The sequence below is a fragment of the Lentzea sp. NBRC 105346 genome (genome assembly GCF_030269605.1).
Lineage (GTDB): Bacteria > Actinomycetota > Actinomycetes > Mycobacteriales > Pseudonocardiaceae > Lentzea.
In genome coordinates this window covers 20,654-38,051 of the sequence record NZ_BSTQ01000013.1, presented here as the reverse complement: position 1 = coordinate 38,051, position 17,398 = coordinate 20,654, and the positions used below count along the sequence as shown (strand labels likewise).

General features: G+C 69.9%; 14 protein-coding genes. 9 read left to right on the top strand and 5 right to left on the bottom strand.

What is annotated here, in order from left to right:
• Window positions 1–52 precede the first annotated feature (52 nt).
• The 3 genes from QSK35_RS25970 to QSK35_RS25960 are packed head-to-tail and all read left to right on the top strand — an operon-like array spanning window position 53 to window position 2,441.
• Complete coding sequence (locus QSK35_RS25970) at window positions 53–538, top strand: RNA polymerase sigma factor (protein ID WP_285750112.1); 486 nt, start codon at window positions 53–55, stop codon at window positions 536–538.
• Complete coding sequence (locus QSK35_RS25965; RefSeq protein ID WP_285750111.1) at window positions 529–1,566, top strand: hypothetical protein; 1,038 nt, start codon at window positions 529–531, stop codon at window positions 1,564–1,566. Before QSK35_RS25970 ends, QSK35_RS25965 begins: the two co-directional genes overlap by 10 nt.
• Entirely contained in the window at window positions 1,563–2,441 is an 879-nt protein-coding gene (locus QSK35_RS25960; RefSeq protein WP_285750110.1) for a LysR family transcriptional regulator, read from the top strand. The genes QSK35_RS25965 and QSK35_RS25960 overlap by 4 nt, the downstream gene beginning before the upstream one ends.
• A 163-nt stretch (window positions 2,442–2,604) precedes the next feature.
• On the opposite strand, the gene ptsP is transcribed toward QSK35_RS25960, so the two are convergent.
• Entirely contained in the window at window positions 2,605–4,236 is a 1,632-nt protein-coding gene (gene ptsP, locus QSK35_RS25955; RefSeq protein WP_285750109.1) for a phosphoenolpyruvate--protein phosphotransferase, read from the bottom strand.
• 47 nt (window positions 4,237–4,283) lie between these two features.
• On the bottom strand, window positions 4,284–5,129 hold the full coding sequence (locus QSK35_RS25950; RefSeq protein ID WP_285750108.1) for a Dyp-type peroxidase: 846 nt from the start codon (window positions 5,127–5,129) through the stop codon (window positions 4,284–4,286).
• 76 nt (window positions 5,130–5,205) lie between these two features.
• Between QSK35_RS25950 and QSK35_RS25945 the strand changes: the two genes are divergently transcribed.
• A complete protein-coding gene (locus tag QSK35_RS25945) occupies window positions 5,206–6,420 on the top strand; it encodes a right-handed parallel beta-helix repeat-containing protein (RefSeq protein WP_285750107.1) in 1,215 nt (404 codons plus the stop codon).
• A complete protein-coding gene (locus tag QSK35_RS25940; RefSeq protein ID WP_285750106.1) occupies window positions 6,417–7,079 on the top strand; it encodes a hypothetical protein in 663 nt (220 codons plus the stop codon). The genes QSK35_RS25945 and QSK35_RS25940 overlap by 4 nt, the downstream gene beginning before the upstream one ends.
• Here the strand turns inward: QSK35_RS25940 and QSK35_RS25935 are convergent.
• The gene (locus QSK35_RS25935; RefSeq protein ID WP_502881718.1) at window positions 7,060–7,914 is read right to left on the bottom strand and encodes a ribokinase; all 855 of its coding nucleotides are present in this window, start codon (window positions 7,912–7,914) and stop codon (window positions 7,060–7,062) included. The two genes, QSK35_RS25940 and QSK35_RS25935, sit on opposite strands and share 20 nt — an antisense overlap.
• 64 nt (window positions 7,915–7,978) lie before the next feature.
• On the opposite strand from QSK35_RS25935, the gene QSK35_RS25930 reads away from it, so the two are divergent.
• Both QSK35_RS25930 and QSK35_RS25925 read left to right on the top strand, forming a co-directional pair.
• Window positions 7,979–9,721 carry a DUF2339 domain-containing protein gene (locus QSK35_RS25930; RefSeq protein WP_285750103.1) on the top strand — a complete coding sequence of 581 codons (1,743 nt, stop codon included), beginning with the start codon at window positions 7,979–7,981 and terminating at the stop codon, window positions 9,719–9,721.
• Window positions 9,722–9,922: 201 nt separating this feature from the next.
• The gene (locus QSK35_RS25925) at window positions 9,923–10,942 is read left to right on the top strand and encodes a cytochrome D1 domain-containing protein (RefSeq protein ID WP_285750102.1); all 1,020 of its coding nucleotides are present in this window, start codon (window positions 9,923–9,925) and stop codon (window positions 10,940–10,942) included.
• A gap of 67 nt (window positions 10,943–11,009) precedes the next feature.
• Here QSK35_RS25925 and QSK35_RS25920 read toward each other — a convergent pair whose 3' ends face one another.
• Window positions 11,010–13,139 (bottom strand): MMPL family transporter, encoded by a 2,130-nt coding sequence (locus QSK35_RS25920; protein ID WP_285750101.1) that lies wholly within the window; start codon window positions 13,137–13,139, stop codon window positions 11,010–11,012.
• A gap of 108 nt (window positions 13,140–13,247) precedes the next feature.
• Here QSK35_RS25920 and QSK35_RS25915 point away from each other — a divergent pair, with 108 nt between their 5' ends.
• A complete protein-coding gene (locus QSK35_RS25915) occupies window positions 13,248–13,958 on the top strand; it encodes a TetR/AcrR family transcriptional regulator (RefSeq protein WP_285750100.1) in 711 nt (236 codons plus the stop codon).
• Between the two features lie 4 nt (window positions 13,959–13,962).
• Here the strand turns inward: QSK35_RS25915 and leuS are convergent, their stop codons facing one another.
• Window positions 13,963–16,740, bottom strand: coding sequence for a leucine--tRNA ligase (gene leuS / locus QSK35_RS25910; protein WP_285750099.1), 2,778 nt, complete (start codon window positions 16,738–16,740; stop codon window positions 13,963–13,965).
• A gap of 247 nt (window positions 16,741–16,987) precedes the next feature.
• Between leuS and QSK35_RS25905 the strand changes: the two genes are divergently transcribed.
• Window positions 16,988–17,386, top strand: coding sequence for an SdpI family protein (locus QSK35_RS25905; protein WP_285750098.1), 399 nt, complete (start codon window positions 16,988–16,990; stop codon window positions 17,384–17,386).
• Window positions 17,387–17,398: the final 12 nt, after the last annotated feature.

Genomic DNA, 17,398 nt, shown 5'->3' with positions numbered 1-17,398 from the left:
GTAAGAACTTCTACTCTTACCGCACTACCCGGTGAGAGAAGGGGATCTGGGGGTGTCGACCGACCGCGAGCGGTTCCAGGCCGTCTACCTGGAGTGCTACCCGCGCGTGCTCGCCTACGCGGCGAGCCGCGTGGGTCGCGCGCCCGCGGAGGACGTCACCAGCGAGACCTTCACGATCGCGTGGCGCAAGCTCGGCGACATGCCGGCGAACGCGCTGCCGTGGTTGCTCGGCATCGCCCGCAACCTGGTGCGCCAGTCGCACCGGGAGGTGGTGTGGCAGGAACTGCCCGAGGTTGCCGAGCCCGACTCCACCGGGGTCGTCGAGCTGCTCGACGCGCTGAACGGACTGTCCGAAAGCGACCGCGAGGTGCTCACGCTCGTCGCGTGGCACGGGCTGTCCTCGGCCGAGGCCGCACAGGTGCTCGACTGTTCCACGGCGACGTTCTTCGTCCGGCTGCACCGCGCCCGCGGGCGGCTGAAGCGTGCCTTCTCTCAGTCCCGACCGCGGGTGGCTGCGAAGGAGAAGACGTGGACCTGATGAAGGAGCTGGCGAAGGCGAAACCGCCCGCGCCCGAGGTCGACCCCGTGCGCATGGAGCTGGACCTCACCCGCATCACGTCCATGCCGCGTCCCGAACCGCCGCGCAGCTGGATGGGCGCCGCGTCGTTCCGCCGCTGGTCGGCGCCGATCCTGGCCGCGTCGTTCGCCGTCGCGCTGCTCATTGGGACGCTGGTCGTCCTGCCGTCGAGCAACGTCGAGGTGGCCGCCACCGACCGGTACTGGCACGCCGCGCAGCACGAGCTGAAGCTCGTCCCGGTCGGTTCCGCCGACGCCCCGTACGTGATGGTCGTCGAGTCCGACAGCGAGCGGTGGGTCGACGTCAGCCCCGAGGCGCGAGGCGCCGAGATCAAGCAGCTCAACGGACAAGTACGTCCGTGGACACCGGACGACGTCACCAAGTGGCAGCAGGCCGGGAAACCCGAGACGGTGCCGATGGTCGACACCTCGGGGTTCTCGCTGCGGGTCGGTCCGCTGAAGCCGGCCGTGAGCGGGTGGTACAGCCACGGGGTCGAGCTGATCGGTGGCCGCACGCTGGACTACGACCAGCTGCGCGCGTTGCCCGGTGAACCGGCCGCGCTGCGCGAGGCGATGGAGCAGATCCTGCGGGACGAGAAGTCCGACGAGTCGGTCATGCAGCGCGGCCTCCTGGACCGCGTGTCGCGGCTGCCCGCACTGCCGGTGCGCCGCGAGACCCGTGCCGCGGCCATCGCGTTGCTGAAGACCCTGCCCGGCGTCCGCCAGGTCGACGCGTCGACGCTCGGCTTCGGGGCCGGTCCGTTCGAGCAGTTCAAGGTGACCGAGCAGCAGCTGGTGATCGATCCGCGCACGCTGGCCGCGGTCGAGCTGCGCCGCGTGCTGTTGGAGCCGCAGGCCGGCCTGCCCGCCGGGACGGTCGTGCGGTCGGAGAAGTACACGGCGCTCGAGATGACCAACAAGACGCCGCAGCTGCCTGCCGGTGTGCCGGTCAACGGACCGCTCGATTCCCCGGTCATCATGAGCAGGTGATCGACCCACGACGGCTGCGGGTGCTCAGCGCGCTCGCCGACCACGGCACGGTGACCGCGGCGGCGCACGCCCTGCACCTGACGCCGTCGGCGGTGTCGCAACAGCTGGCCGCCCTGGAGTCCGAGGCGGGGCACGCCCTGCTCCGCCGGCGCGGCCGGCGCGTGTCGCTGACCGCCGCCGGGGAGCTCCTGGTGGAGCACGCGAACGCCGTGGCCGCCGAGCTGGAACGGGCCCAGGCCACCCTCGACTCGTTCTCGTCCGGCGCCTCCGGACGCGTGGAGATCGCCAGCTTCGCTTCGGCGATCACCCTGGTCGTCGCGCCGATGATCCTGGCTCTGCGTTCGTCGGCGCCATCCGTTTCAGTGGTCGTGCGCGACGCCGAGGGGCACGCTTCGTTGCCGTTGCTGCTCGACGGGGAGATCGATCTCGCGATCACCGAGGAGTACCGGTCGGTGGGACCCGACCGGCGGCTGACGCGGTTCCCGCTCTACTCCGAGCCGTTCGACGTCGTGCTGCCGCCGGGGCATCGGCTGGCCGGTGCGGACGTGTCGCTCCGGGAGTTGTCCGAAGAGGACTGGGTGGCGACGCTGCCCGGCAACCCGGTGCGTGACGTGGTCGAGCTGGCCTGCTCGGAGGCGGGCTTCGCGCCGCGGATCACCCACACTTCGGACGACTTCCGGGCCATCGGCGCGCTGGTCGCCGCGGGTGCCGGGGTGGCGTTGGTGCCGCGCAACGCGTTGCCCGGCACACCGGTGCGGGGCAACGTGCCGCTGCGCCGGGTGTTCGCCGCTGTCCGCCGGGGTAGCGAGGAGCGCCCTTTGATCAAGCTGGTGCGGGACGAGCTCGTGCGGGCGGCGGCGCCTGACACGTTTTGAGCAGCCCCCGAATCAATCCTGCCAGGTGCCCATGACAGCCCCGAGCGGGTTCGCGATCTTGTCGGTGCGGCCTGGGAGAATTGAATTTGGGGGTTCCCCGAGCCGGGTCGGCGATCTTGTCGGGGTCGCGTGAGACCGTGGATCGGGGGGCTGCGTTTTTCGGCTAGTGCGGAGCGCGGGCCGCTAGCTTGGCCGTGCCGGGGTCCGGGGCCGCGAGCGCGCCACGTGCCGCCAGCTGGCAGATGTCCAGGCTCGACGTCGCCAGCCTGGCGCCGACATCGGCCAGCGCGGTGTGGTTCATCGACAGGCTCGTGATGCCGAGCCCGATCAGCACGCACGCGAGCAGCGGGTCGGCCGCCGCCTCACCGCACACGCCGACCGGCTTGCCCAGCGCCGTGCCCGCCTCGCCGACCAGTGCGATCAAACGAAGCAACGGCGGCTGCCACGGGTCGTTCAACGCCGCGACTCCGCCGAGCTGGCGGTCGGCCGCGAAGACGTACTGCGCCAGGTCGTTCGTGCCGATCGACACGAAGTCCACGACCTGCAGGATCTCCCGCGCGGCCAGAGCGGCCGAAGGCACCTCGACCATCACGCCGGCGCGCTGGATGCCCGCGGCACGGGCGCGCGAGACGAACCACGCCGCCTCGGAGGCCAGGGCGACCATCGGGGCCATCACGGACACGTCGGCACCGGTCTGCGCCGCCGCGGCGGCGATGGCGGTGAGCTGGCGGTCGAGCACTTCGGGACGGTCGAACGCGACTCGCAGGCCGCGCACGCCCAGCGCCGGGTTGGGCTCGGGGTCGGGGTTGAGGAACGCCAGCGGCTTGTCGGCGCCCGCGTCGAGGGTGCGGACGACTACCGGTTTGCCGGCGAACGGCGCCAGCACGGCCGCGTAGGCCTCGGTCTGCGCGGCGACCGACGGTTCCTCGGCGGCGTCCAGGAAGCAGAACTCGGTGCGGAACAGGCCGACGCCCTCGGCACCCGCCGCGGCCGCCGCGGCAGCGTCCGCGGGGGAGCCGACGTTGCCGAGCACCTTGACCCGGTGGCCGTCCTTCAGGATGCCGACGCCGTTCCACACGGCCTTCTTGCCGGTCGCGGCGGCGCGGACCGTGCCGTCGGACGCACGCACGACGCCCGTGTCGCCATCGACGTCGAGCCCCTCCACAAGCAGCTCGAGCACGCCGCGGCACGCGACGACGGCCGGGATGCCGAGTGAGCGGGCGAGGATCGCGGTGTGCGACGTCGGGCCGCCCTCCTCGGTGACCAGCGCCAGCACCTTCGACGGGTCGAGGCCGGCGGTGTCGGCCGGGGCCAGGTCGCGGGCGACCAGGACGCTCGGCGAGGCGAGGTCCGGGATGCCGGGCGGGGCGATGCCGAGCAGCTCGGCGACCACGCGGTCGCGCACGTCCTGCACGTCGCGGGCGCGTTCGGCCATGTAGCCGCCCGCGGCCTGCAGCGCGGTCACGAACTTGCCGGCCGCCTGGTAGACGGCGCGTGCCGCGGTCAGGCCGTCGTCGATGACGAGCTTCTCGGCCTGCTTGATCAACGACGGGTCGTTGGCCATCGCGGCGGTCGTCTCGAGAACGGCCTTCGCGTCACCGGACGCGTGCTTCGCACGATCGGTCAGGCGTTGGGCGACGACCTCGGTCGCCGGCCGGATTCGGGCGGCCTCGGACTTGGGATCCGTCGGGCGCGGGCCCAGCGGTGGCTCCGGCAGCGACTCCGCCACCCGGACGACAGGGCCGGAGGCCCGGCCAGAACTGACACCGACACCGTTCAGCCGCGCGCTCGACATGGTCTAGACCATACCCTTCGACAGATGACAGGGGACGTCCAGTGTGACTAAGAAACCGGCGGAATGCGGAACGCCGCCGAACTCGTCGTCGTGGCGTAGCGCAGGAGCGCGTCGCCGTCGATCATCCGAAACATCGTGTTCACAAACGTCTTCAGCTCGCGCTGGAACGAGATGAAGAGCAGACCGCCCGCGTAGTTGTACGAGCGGCGCAGCATGAGGCCCGACCCGGACATCAGCGGGTTCGCCCGGCGGACGTGCGCGTCGGCCGGGATCACGTACTCGCCGTCCGGCGTCTTCGCCATCAGGTCGACCTCGCCGGGACCGGACAGCGGGTCGGCCGTGTCGCGGTGCCTGCCGAAGATCCGTTCCTGCTCACCGACGGGCAACGCGGTGAACGCTGCGACGTCCAGCTCGATCCGCCGCACGACCGCGATCGTCGACCCGTCCGGCAGCCACACCTCCTGGTCGAGCTCCTCCGGCGTCTTCGGCACCACGATGCCGTCGACGAACCCGAGGGTGTTGCGATTGTCGGCGCGGCGAAACCCCTGCTCCCGCCACCGCAGGCCCGAAGGAGGCGACAGTCGAACTGCCGCGTCGCGCACGGCGTCCGGATCGTCGGAACAGATCTGCAAGAACAACGAGCCTCCACGACAGAGCCCGGAAACGCGATCACCGGGGAACTCGGGCAGCCCGTCGATCCCGTGCCCGACGGTGACCGTCACCGCCTCGCTGACCGGCACCTTCGGGATCTCCGCGGCGTCCCACACGGAGACGTCGCAGTGGAGCTGCTGCGGCGTGGCGACCCCCGCCTGCCGGGCAGGCGATCCACAGCCGCCGAGTAGTCCGAGCGCCGCAGCGCCGTACAGCAGACGGCGGCGCGAGAGTGGGCTCACCGGCCCAGTCTGACAGTCACTCGGGCGGGTGACGGCATGCGGGACTGGGCCGTTCGGCGCAGTACGGTCACCGGCTGTGCGTGCGTTGACCGCTGTTTTCGTCGTTGTGCTTACCGCCGGTTGTGCCTTCGCGGGCGCGGATCGAATCGGCCCGACGGTTCGTGTTCCGCAGGACGCCGGGACGATCCAGGAAGCCGTCGACCGGGCGGCCGACGGCGCGACCGTGCTGGTCTCGCCCGGCGTCTACCAGGAGTCGGTGCAGATCAAGACACCTGGCGTGGTGCTGCGCGGCACCTCCCGCAACGAGGTGATCATCGACGGGGAGGTCAAGCGTGCCAACGGCATCGTGGTCACCGCGCCGAACGTGACGGTCGAGAACCTGACCGTGCGCAACCACACGCTCAACGGCGTGCTCGTCACCGGACTCACCGAAGGTGGCGGCATGGGCCGCGGCAGCGCCGGCTACCAGAAGCTCAACCCGGAGAAGTTCCCGCCGCTGCAGGGGTTCCGCGTCGCGTACGTGACGGCCAGCAACAACGCGCTCTATGGCATCTACGCGTTCGACGCGCAGCATGGCGTGATCGAGCAGAGCTACGCGTCGGGCAGCGCGGACTCCGGGTTCTACGTCGGTCAGTGCAAGCCGTGCGACATCGTGGTGCGGCAGAACGTCGCCGAGCGCAACGCCGTCGGGTACGAGGGCACGAACGCGTCCGGCCAGATGTTCGTGCTGGGCAACCGGTTCGTCGGCAACCGGGTCGGCATGACGTCCAACTCGGACTACCAGGAGGCGTTCGTCCCGCAGGCCGACGCCACGTTCGTCGGCAACCTGGTCGCGGCGAACGCGCAGGCGTTGACGCCCGCACAGGCGGACGGCGCGTTCGGACTCGGCGTCGGCGTCGCGGGCGGCACGAAGAACCTGCTGGCGCGCAACCTGATCACGATGAACCCCGGCATGGGTCTCGCGCTGGGCAGCGCGGAGGACCTGGCGCCACTGGAGAACCGGTTCACCGGCAACGTGATCACCAACAACGGCACGGACATCGTCTACGCGGCATCCGCACGAGCGCCCGGTTCGGGCAACTGCTTCGACGACGGCCGCTGCTACAGCGGTCCCGGTGTCGTGCTGCCCAAGGCCGCGGCACCGCGCGGCATCCCGTTCAACCAGGTCGCGGCACCACCGCCGCAGCCGGACATGCCACCGGAGGCGGCCCCGGCCAGGGACCCGCACGTCGACTCGTACTCTGTGCCCTCCGCGGACCTGCTGGCAGACCGAGCGGCGGTGCAGCTGTGAAGCGGCTCCTGGTCCTCGCGCTCGTTCTCGCCGCCTGTGCTCCGAGTCCGCGGGCACTGACCACCGGTGAGGCGGAACGGCTCGCGCTCGTCCGGTTCTCCAACTACTCGACCGGCGTCACCGGGTTCACCGCGGCGGTGCCGTCGGCGGGCGGCAAGCTCCTGCTCGACGGCCGGGTCGACTTCGTCAACCACCTCGGGTACGCCGGGATGCAGACCGAGGGCCGGTCCGACGAGTTCTCCCGCGGGCTGCTGCAGTGGAACCTCAAGCGCCTGGCGTACGCGATGACGGATGCGACCAAGCCCGTGGAACCGTTGCCGCAGAACGGCTGGCAGGTCCGCGACCTGCAGGAGAAGGGCTCCGAGCTGGACGGCGCGCTGCGGCTGCTGGTCAACCTCGGCGCGGACCGGCCGGACAACGCCCAGCTGTTGCTGCAGAGCTCGGCCCGCTGGCTGCGCACCGACCGGTACGAAGACGTCGAAGTCGACGTGCTGGAAGGACCGGGACAGAACGGGAAGGACTCGCGGCTGCGCTACTGGGTCGACGCCGACGGCAAACTGCGCCGGCTCGAGGCCCGGCTGGGCGGCCAGGAGGACTTCGCGATCTTCGACTTCACCGGGTCCGGCGCGCCGCTGCCGATCATCCCGCCACTTCGCTAGCGCTCGGGTACGACGGCTGCGCGCCCGCCTTCGTGACGGAGAGGGCCGCGACCTTCGCGGCGTACGCGGCCGCCGCGGTGAGGTCGTCGCCCGCGGCGAGCCGGGCCGACAGCGCTCCGGCGAACGCGTCACCGGCTCCGGTCGTGTCGACGACCTCGACGGACGGCGCGGGCACCTCGGTCACACCCGACGGCGTCACGACCGCGGCACCCCGCGCGCCGAGCGTCACCACGACGGACTTGGGGCCGAGGTCCAGCAGCTTGTCGAACGACGGCGCCAGCTGAGCGGCCTCGTGTTCGTTCACGATCAACGGGTCCAGCGCGGCCAGCGTCTCCTCGGGCAGCTGCGCCACCGGTGACAGGTTCAGCACCGGCCGCACGCCCGCCTCGGCCGCGGCTCGCACGCCGTGCGCGACGGTCTCCAGCGGCACTTCCAGCGAACAAACGAGAACGCGCACTTGGGACCAGTCGACCGCGTCCACATCGGACGGTGTGACGGCCGAGTTCGCGCCGGGGGACACCACGATCGAGTTCTCGCCGTCCGGGGTCACCGTGATGTAGGCGATCCCGGTCGGCCGCGACGAGGTGGCGACCAGCGTCGTGTCGACGCCCGAGTCGTGCAGCGATGACCGCAGCAGCGACCCGTACCCGTCGTCGCCGAGCGCGCCGAGCAACGACACCGAAGCGCCGAGCCGGGCGGCGGCGACCGCGGTGTTGGCTCCCTTCCCGCCCGGAATGACGGCGGTGTCGCCGCCGAGCACGGTCTCGCCCGCGCCGGGGCGACGGGAGACTTCGACGACGAGGTCCGCGTTGGCTGATCCCAGTACCAAGAGCACGCATCCGAGGTTAATGAGTAGGTGTACGGATGCCACCCGGCGGTCATGGCCCCACCATGTCGTCATGACTGGTCAGGACCGCTATGCCGACGAGCTCGCCGCCATCGGGCAGCGCCTTGTCGCGATCAGTGCGGAGCTGCGCATGCCCCTGCCGGCGCCGGCCGCCGTGCCGGTCCCGCCGCCTGCGCCTCAGCAGGCCTACTACCCGCCGCCGCAGCCGCAATGGCAACCGCCGCAGCCGATGCAGCCGCGGGAGACCGTGCTGGAGAAGCTCGGCAAGGACGGCGCGGGCAGCAAGATCCTGGCCTGGGTCGGTGGCGCGATCACCGTCCTGGGTGTGGTGCTGTTGCTGGTCCTGGCCATCCAGCGCGGCTACCTCGGACCGCTGCCGCGCGTGATCGTGGGCGCGATCTTCAGCGGTGTCCTGGTCGGCATCGGCATGTGGCTGCACCGCAATCCCACCTCGCGCACAGGTGCGTTCGCGCTGGCCGCGACCGGTATCGCCGGGCTGTACCTGGACGTGATCGCGGCGACCTCGTTGTACGAGTTCCTGCCGTCGTGGGCGGGCCTGCTCGTCGGGCTGGCCGTCGCCGGCGGCGGGCTGGCGCTCGCGATGCGCTGGGACTCCCAGACTCTGGCGACCGGCGTGGTCGTCGCGTGCGCGGTGTGCGCGCCGGTGCTGACGAGCGGGTTCACGCCGTTGCTCGTGGCGTTCCTGCTGGTGTTGAAGATGACGAGCACGCCGATCCAGTTGCAGCGCAGCTGGCCCGCGCTGGCGATCGCCGGTGGCGTGCCGCCGATCCTGGCGTCGATCGCGGCGACCGGTGCGCACGTGGGCACCGACGAGGCGTGGACGACGGTCGGCGTCGCCGTGGCCACGTGGGTGCTCGGCGCCGGCGTCGCGATCGTCACGGTGCGCCGCCGCCCGGAGGACCCGGTGGCGATCGCGCTGGTCGCGGGTTCGGCCTTCCCGGCGTTGATCGCGACCTCACTGCTGGAGCGCCCGATGTCGAGCACGCTCGCCGGGGTGGTCGCGGCCCTGCTGCTCGCCCTGTGGATGGTGCCGGACCTGCCCAAGCCGTTCACCACGGCCGCGGGCGCGGTCGGCATGCTGGCGTTGTTCCAGACCACGGTGATCGCGCTGGACGGGACCGCCCGGACGGCGACCGTGCTCGCCGAGGCCGTGCTGCTGGCATACGTGGCGGTGCGGCTCGACCGGCGCACCCCGCTCGTGGCCTCCGCCGTCTTCGGGCTGATCGGCCTGCTGATGACCGTGGGCGAGGCCGTTCCGCCACGCCTGCTGCTGGAGGAACCGCGCGGCTCGGTGCCCGGTGACCTGGTCGCCGGGATGATCACCGCGCTGGTGCTCGGCGTATTCGCGGGCGTGCTGCCGTGGGCGGCGACGCGGCTGAACGTGTTGCGGGAGCCCGGAAAGCACCCGGTGCCGTGGTTCGCCTCCGGGCTGGTGCTGCTGTACGGCGCGGCGGGGTTCGTGCTCTGCGGGGCGCTGCTGATGTCGCCGGACGAGACCGGGTTCCTGTTCGGTCACTCGGTGGTGACGGTGTCGTGGACGATCGCGGCGCTCGTGCTGCTCGTGCGCGGGATCGACGTCCTGCCGTTGCGGGTCGCGGGTCTCGTGCTCGTGGGTGCGGCGGTGTTGAAGCTTTTGTTGTTCGACATGGCCGCGCTGGATGGAATGGCACGGGTCGCGGCGTTCCTGGGTGCCGGATTGGTGCTGCTCACGGCCGGAACCCGCTACGCCAAGCTGGTGGCGAGCCGAAAAATCTCCACCGACACGCATTCGTAAGGATCCAAAGTGGTGATTCGTGCGTCACTCTTGTTGGAGGGACGCACTCCCCGGCGTCGCGCAACGCCGGGAGGGGCCCGGCGTCGGTCGTTTCGCCCCCCGAGCGATCGGCGCCGGTGCTTACTTTGACGGGCGAATTATTTCACCCCTCAGGGTGAAGGAAGTAGATCGAAAGCACCCGGAAGTGTTCCCATTCGCGCCATGGCAAGTGCACGCCTGGTGGCCGTGTTGCTGGCGCTGTCGGCGGCCGCCGCGGCAGTGGGGATTCCCACGCAGACTTCGGTGACTCGGGTGTCGGGACATCACGCGGGCCGCGCGTACGTCGTGGGCCGGACCGGTCTGGTGCAGGTGATCGACACCGAGCACGGCACCGTGCTGTCCACTGCGGACACGACGGGTCGCGCGACCGGCGTCGCGGTGTCGCCCGACGGAACGCGCCTGTATGTGGTCAACGGCTGGTCGGGCTCCATCGCGGTCGTCGACCCGCGCACCGGCGCGGTCCTCGACCGCATGCACACCCAGGTGCAGCTCGCCCAGGCGGCGATGCGCCCGGACGGCGAGCGGCTGTACGTGACCGGCAGCGGCAGCGTCGCGGTCGTGGAGCCGCAGACGTTCCGGCTGATCGCGGCGATCCGCGTGGGCGGTCAGCCGCAGGGACTCGCGGTGTCGCCGAACGGGAAGATCCTTTACGTCGCGAACGCGCAGGACGGCACGATCAGCGTCGTCGACACCGAGATCGCGTTCCAGATCCGGACGATCAAGGTGGGCGGCCTGCCGCAGCAGGTCGCGTTGTCACCCGACGGCGCGTTCCTGTACGTCAGCGGCATGAAGCTGGGGGCGCAGACGCCCGGCACGGTGACCGTCATCGACACCGCTCACAACGAGGTGGTCGGCTCGATCCCGGTCGGCAAGGGCACCGGCAGCCTCGCGGTGACGCCCGACGGCGCGACGGTCTACGTGGCGCTGCCGAAGGAACGCGCGGTGGCCGTGATCGACACCGCGACCCGGACCGTGCGCCGGACGTTGCCGATCGAGGCCCCCGGCCTCGCGACGGCGCCGGGGGACCGGCGGATCTTCCTGGCGACGGGCTCCACGACGACGGTCCTGGACAGCGCCGACGACGCCGTCCTGCGGACCATCTCGTTGAGCGCCACCGGGTTCGCCGGTCCCCGCGGCCGCGACTTCGACGCGACGATGATCGCCTTCGCGCCCACTGGCTGAGAGTCACGCGGGAGCCCCGCGATGCATGACACGCATCGCGGGGCTCCCGCGTGACGGAAAACCAGGGTCAGCGGACGGGCTCGGGCTCCCGCGTCAGACGCGCGAGCTCCTCGTCCGGGTCGTCGCCCTCCTCGTGGATCGCCATGCGCTCCTGGACGCGGCGCAACGGCCCGGGCGCCCACCACGCGGCGTTGCCGAGCAGCTTCAGCACCGCGGGCACGAGCAGCATGCGCACGACCGTGGCGTCCAGCGCCAGCGCGAGGATCATGCCGACGCCGACGAACCGCATCATCGTGATCTGCGAGAACGCGAACGCACCCGTCACCACGATCAGCAGCAGCGCCGCGGCGGTGATCACGCGACCGGTCTTGGCGAGACCCGTCGTCACCGCCTCCTCGGTCGATGCGCCCTTGCCGCGCGCCTCGACCATGCGGGACAACAGGAACACCTCGTAGTCCGTCGACAGTCCGAACACGACAGCGGCCATCAGCACGACGATTCCGGACTCGAGCGGCGCCGGCGTCACGCCGAGCCACGAGGCGCCGTGACCCTCCTGGAAGATCCAGACCAGCACGCCGAACGTCGCCGAGAGGCTCAGCGCGCTCATCACGACCGCCTTCAGCGGCAACAACAACGAGCCGAACGCCAGGAACATCAGCACGAACGTCGCCCCGACCAGCAGGCCGATCATCCACGGCAGCTTGGCGGCGATCGCGTCGAGGCTGTCGCTCACCTGAGCGGTGACACCGCCGACGAGCATCTGCGAGCCACTCGGCGGCGTCAGCGCGCGAACGTCCTTCAACGACTGCTTGGCGGCGTCGCTCAGCGGGTCGTTCTCCAGACCGGCTGACACCAGCCAGGTGCGGTCCTTCGGCTCGGCGAGCGGCTTCACGTCACCGACGCCCTTGACGTCCGCGATCTTCGCGATGAACTGCTGCGCGTCCGCCGGCTCGACGTCCTTGAGCACGATCTTGAAGCCGTTGCTGGACAACGCGGCGAAGTCGCGGTTGAGCGCCTCGGTGGCGATGCGCGCGGAGTTGTCCGCGGGCAGCACCTTCTCGGTGACCTGGCCGAACTGGATGTTCAGGAACGGCGCGCCGAGTCCCAGCAGCAGGGCGATGATCGGCAGCGCGAACAGCACGGGCCGCTTCATCACCTTGGCCGCGAACCAGCGCCATCCGCGCTCGCTGGGCTGCTTGTTCTTGCGCCATGGCACGGAGAGCTTGTCAATGCGGTGGCCGAGGATGGCGAGCAACGCGGGCAGCAGCGTCAGCGACACGATCATCGCGATGCCGACCGCGGACATGCCGCCGTAGCTCAGCGACTTCAGGAAGCCCTGCGGGAACAGGAGAAGCCCGGCGAGCGCGATCACCAGCAGCGTCGCGGAGAACACGACCGTGCGACCGGCCGAGCTGACCGTGCGGATGACGGCCTGCTCGGTGCTGCGACCGGCGGCGAGCTCCTCGCGGAACCGGCCGACCATGAAGAGCCCGTAGTCGATCGCCATGCCGAGGCCGAGCATGCTGGCCACGTTGACCGCGAACGAGTTGACCTCGAAGCCGAGCGAGATGGCGTGCAGCACGCCGAGCGACCCCATGATCGCGAGTCCGCCGACGACCACCGGCAGCGACGCGGCGACGAGTCCGCCGAAGATGATGACCAGCAGGATCAGCACCAGCGGCAACGAGACGGCCTCGGCCTTGGTGAGGTCGTCCTTGGACATCGCGCTGATGGCCTTCTGGGTCGGCACGAGCCCGCCGACCTGTTCGGTGAAGCCGTCGATGTGGAGGTCGGGCTTCAGCTCGTCGAACTGCTTGATCTGGGTGTTGGAGTCACCCGAGTTCAGCGTGATCGCGACGAGCGCCTTGTGCTGGTCCGGCGCGGGGATCGGGTCCGTCGCCTTGGAGATGACGTCGCGGGAGAGGCCGCTGACGTGGTCCTTGATCTTCTTCAGGTTGGCCGGGTCCTTGAGGTCGCCCTCGTAGATGACGAAGACGTCCCCGCCCTGCCTGCCGAACGTCTGGTTCGCGACCTCGTTGGCGCGAGCCGCCTCACTGGTCGGCGCTTCGTAGCCACCCTGGCTGAGTCTGTCGAACACGCCCAGGCCCCACACCCCGCCGAGGATGGCGAGCAGTACCGTCGCGACGAGCACCACCCAGCGGCGGCGATATGCCAGCGACCCCCACTTCGCGAACATTGTCGTCCTCCCTGGGTTACCGTTGAGTTACAGGCGTCAACTTTGTAAACACCGTTCACTGAACCGTACGTGTTCGAGGATGGTGCGTACAACCCGATGGAGTGACATATGACCGAGGCCACTCGTCGCGAACGGCTACGCGCTGAGACCGAACGTGAGATTCGACAGGCCGCGCGCACGCTGTTGGTGACGCAGGGCAGAGAAGCGGTCACGCTCCGTGCTATCGCTCGCGAGCTGGGGATTACGGCTCCGGCGCTGTACCGGTACTACGCCTCGCACGAGGACCTGCTGCGACAGCTGTGCGACGACATCTGCCAGGACATGTCGCGCGAGCTGCAGACGCATCTGGCCGGGATCTCGTCGGACCAGGTCCGCGAGCAGGTGCGGGCGGTGTGCCACGGGTTCCGGGCGTGGGCGTTGGCGCACCCGCAGGAGTTCTCGCTGGTGTTCGCCTCGCCGATCGACGCGCTGGCGCCCGGCGACCAGTTCGGGTCAGTCTTCCTGGAGGTGGCGGCGCAGCTGATCGCCAGCCATCCCGCGCCCGAACACGATCACGACGACGTGCCTTCGGCGCTGCACGGGGACCTGGCGGCGTTCCAGGACGTGCTGATCAGGGCCGTGGCGTCGCACGGATGCGAGGTGAGCGCGGCGGAGCTCAGCCTCGGGGCGATCTACCAGATCGTTCAGTCATGGGTGCGGCTGTACGGGCACGTCGCGCTCGAGGTGTTCGGACGCTTCCCGTTCGCAGTGTCCAACCCGGAGCCGATGTTCGACCGCATGGTTGATCAAATGCTGTCGGACATCGGCTTCCGGGACTAGCGCACTACAGGACGACGTTCACCAGTCGGCCCGGCACGACGATGACCTTCTTCGGCGTGCCGCCGGCGACCAGCTCGGCGATCTTCTCCTCGGCCAGCGCGGCGGCCTTGACCTCGTCCTGACCGAACGAGGCGGGCACGACGACACGCGAGCGCACCTTGCCGTTGACCTGGATCGGGTACTCGACCGTGTCCTCGACCAGGTACTTCTCGTCGGCGACCGGGAACGGCCCCTTCGCCAGCGACTCGTCGTGGCCCAGCTTCGCCCACAGCTCCTCCGCCACGTGCGGCGACAGGGGAGCCAGCATCAGGGCCAGCGGCTCGGCCAGCGCGCGGGGCGTGCCTGCCGGGTAGTGCTTGGTGACGAAGTTGTTCAGCTCGATCAGCTTCGCGCCCGCCGTGTTGTAGCGCAGGTTCGCGTAGTCGTCGTGCACGCCGGCGATGGTCTTGTGCAGCAGCCGCAGGGCTTCCTCGGACGGCGTGTCCTCGACCACGCGGCACGAGCCGGTGTTCTCGTCGACCAGGTTGCGCCACAGGCGCTGGACGAACCGCTGCGCGCCCACGACGTCCTTGGTCGCCCACGGACGGGACACGTCCATCGGGCCCATGGACATCTCGTAGAACCGGAAGACGTCCGCGCCGTACGTGTCGCACATCTCGTCCGGCGTCACGACGTTCTTCAGCGACTTGCCCATCTTGCCGTACTCGCGGTTGACCTCTTCGCCCTGGAAGAAGTACTTCCCGTCGACCTCTTCAACCTGCTCGGCAGGCACATAGGCGCCGCGCGCGTCGGTGTACGCGTACGCCTGGATGTAGCCCTGGTTGAACAGGCGGCGGTACGGCTCGTCACCGGACAGGTGGCCCAGGTCGAACAGCACCTTCTGCCAGAAGCGCGAGTACAGCAGGTGCAGCACCGCGTGCTCGACACCGCCGATGTACAGGTCGACACCGCCGGGGTCGTTCGAGCCGTGCTGCTCGGTGCGCGGGCCCAGCCAGTAGCGCTCGTTCTCCGCGTTGACGAACCGCTCGGTCTCGGTCGGGTCGACGTAGCGCAGCTGGTACCAGCACGAACCCGCCCAGTTGGGCATCGTGTTGGTGTCGCGGCGGTACTTCTTGCGGCCGTCGCCCAGGTCCAGCTCGACCTCGGTCCACTCGGTGGCACGCGACAGCGGCGGCGACGGCTCGCTGTTCGCGTCCTCCGGGTCGAAGGTGCGCGGCGAGTAGTCGTCGACCTCGGGCAGCTCGATCGGCAGCATCGACTCGGGCAGCGCGATCGGCGTGCCGTCCTCGTCGTAGACGATCGGGAACGGCTCGCCCCAGTAGCGCTGGCGGGAGAACAGCCAGTCGCGCAGCTTGAACTGGACGGTGCCCTCGCCGTGGCCGTGCTCCTCCAGCCACGCGATGATCGTCTTCTTGGCCTCGTCGATGCCCAGACCGTCCAGGAACCCACTGTTGATCGCCGGGCCTTCGCCCGTGTAGGCCTCGCCCTCGAAGCCCTCGGACGGCTGCACGGTCCGGATGATGGGCAGGTCGAACTTCTTCGCGAAGTCCCAGTCACGCTGGTCCTGGCCGGGAACGGCCATGATCGCGCCGGTGCCGTAGCCCATCAGCACGTAGTCCGCGACGTAAACCGGGATTTCCTTGCCGTTCACCGGGTTCACCGCGTAGGCGCCGGTGAAGACGCCGGTCTTCTCCTTGTTCTCCTGACGGTCCAGTTCGGACTTCAGGGACGCAGCCCGTCGGTACGCCGCGATGTCTGCCACGCGATCGGGCGTCGCAATCTGGTCCACCAGCTGGTGTTCCGGTGCCAGGACCATGTAGGTCGCGCCGAACAGCGTGTCCGGGCGGGTCGTGAAGACCTCAATATTCTCGTCTCCCACCGCGAAACGGACACGGGCACCATGCGAGCGCCCGATCCAGTTGCGCTGCATGGCCTTGACTTTGTCCGGCCAGTCCAGCCGGTCCAGGTCGTCGATCAGCCGGTCCGAGTACGCCGTGATGCGCATCATCCACTGCCGCAGGTTGCGGCGGAACACCGGGAAGTTCCCGCGCTCACTGCGGCCGTCGGCCGTGACCTCTTCGTTCGCCAGCACAGTACCCAGGCCGGGGCACCAGTTCACCGGGGCCTCGGACAGGTACGCCAGACGGTACCTGCCCAGCTCCTGCTGCTGTTCCTTTTTGGTCAGCTCGCACCAGCCGCGACCGTCCGACGTGGACCTTTTGCCCTCGGCGAACTCCTTTTCCAGCTCGGAGATGGGCCGGGCCGTCTCAACACGCTCGTCGTACCAGGAGTTGAAGATCTGCAGGAAGATCCACTGGGTCCACTTGTAGTAGCCGGGGTCGATCGTGGAGATGCGGCGCCGCTCGTCGTGGCCCAGGCCCAGCCTGCGGATCTGCCGCAGGTACGTCTGGATGTTGTCCTCGGTGGTCTTGCGCGGGTGCTGGCCGGTCTGCACCGCGTACTGCTCCGCGGGCAGGCCGAACGCGTCGAAGCCCATCGTGTGCAGCACGTTGCGGCCGTTCATCCGGTGGTACCGGGCGAAGACGTCCGTGCCGATGAAGCCCAGCGGGTGCCCGACGTGCAGGCCCGCGCCACTGGGGTACGGGAACATGTCCTGGACGAACAGCTTGTCGTCCGGGACGTCGCCCTTGAGCGGGCCGACCGGGTTCGGCGCGTGGTAGGTGCCGTGCTCTTCCCAGTACTGCTGCCACCGCCGCTCGATCTGGCCGGCCAGCTCGGCGGTGTAGCGGTGGGCGGGAATCTCCGCCGCGTCGGTGCTCATCGAACGTCCCTCTCCATCGGTACCTGCCCCTGACATGACGAAACCCCTCAGCCAAGAACAGGCATGAGGGGCTGCCGCGCCGACCGTCTTTCGATCAGGTCTGCGCGGCTAACTAAGGAGCAGGCGGGCCGTGCTCATGTCCCAACGGTATCAGCGGGCCGCAAGAGCAATGCTCGAGGATGGCTTTGCGCACATCTGACCGGGCCCGATTCACGCTGGGACCGCGGCCGCGCCTACCCTCGAACGCGTGAACATCGTGCTGCCTGTCGTGCTCGGCCTGCTCGGCGTCGTCCTCGCGGCCGTCGGAATCCTGGGTCTGCAGGGCAGGCTCCGCCGCAACCGCTTCGTCGGTGTGCGGACGGCCGCGTCGCTGCGGGACGACGAGACGTTCCTCCTCGCGAACCGGGTCGCCGGGCTGCCCAACCTCGTGGCCGGCGTCGTGGCGCTCGGCGCGGGACTCGCGACGATCATCGCGCCGAACGTCACGGTCGCGGTGATCGGGCTGGTGGGCGCTCTCGGTATCGCAGTAGCCGGCGGCGTGCTCGGGCACCGGGCCGCCGAGGCGTTGCCGGTTCCCGAGCAGCCCAAGGGTTGCGGCGGCTGCGCGTGTGGCGGCGGCGGCTGTTCACCGCTCGCCGGTCTCTGATTCACGTGAAAC

Bases quoted from the DNA above. Each gene is read 5' to 3' on its own strand.
- QSK35_RS25930 (WP_285750103.1), top strand. From the start codon at position 7,979: ATGACTGGTCAGGACCGCTATGCCGACGAGCTCGCCGCCATCGGGCAG.
- QSK35_RS25925 (WP_285750102.1), top strand. From the start codon at position 9,923: ATGGCAAGTGCACGCCTGGTGGCCGTGTTGCTGGCGCTGTCGGCGGCC.
- leuS (WP_285750099.1), bottom strand. From the start codon at position 16,740: ATGAGCACCGACGCGGCGGAGATTCCCGCCCACCGCTACACCGCCGAG.
- QSK35_RS25915 (WP_285750100.1), top strand. From the start codon at position 13,248: ATGACCGAGGCCACTCGTCGCGAACGGCTACGCGCTGAGACCGAACGT.
- QSK35_RS25920 (WP_285750101.1), bottom strand. From the start codon at position 13,139: ATGTTCGCGAAGTGGGGGTCGCTGGCATATCGCCGCCGCTGGGTGGTG.
- ptsP (WP_285750109.1), bottom strand. From the start codon at position 4,236: ATGTCGAGCGCGCGGCTGAACGGTGTCGGTGTCAGTTCTGGCCGGGCC.